Consider the following 351-nt stretch of genomic DNA (forward strand, 5'->3'; position numbering starts at 1 on the left):
GACCACCACGACGGCAAAGAAGAAGAAGAAGAAGAAGAAGAAGAAGAAGAAGAAGGGAAAAGGGAAGAAAAAGACGAAAAAGAAGAAGAAGAAGATAAAGATAAAGTTGAAAGGGGGAAAGTAGAAAAAAGAGAAAAAAAAAGGAAAAGAAAAAGGAGGAGGGGGAGGGAAGGGGAAAGGGAAGGGGGGAAAGAGGGGAAGGAGAGAGGGAGGAAGAAGAGGGGGAGAAAGGGGAGAAAGAGGAAGAGAGAGAGGAAGGAGAAGAAAGGGGAAGAGGAAAGGAGAGGAAAGAGAAGGAAGAAGAAAAAGAGGAGGAAGGGGAGGACGACCTCGAGCACGAAGGTGCCCCCC

Annotated in this window: 1 protein-coding gene; it reads left to right on the forward strand. The window is 47.3% G+C overall.

The window, feature by feature from the left end; translation table 11 throughout:
- On the forward strand, nt 1-351 hold a 351-nt coding region (locus NR112_RS23315), incomplete at both ends, for a hypothetical protein (RefSeq protein WP_256796475.1).

This window comes from Terrabacter sp. Ter38, from assembly GCF_024519435.1.
In the GTDB taxonomy this organism is placed as follows: Bacteria; Actinomycetota; Actinomycetes; order Actinomycetales; family Dermatophilaceae; genus Terrabacter.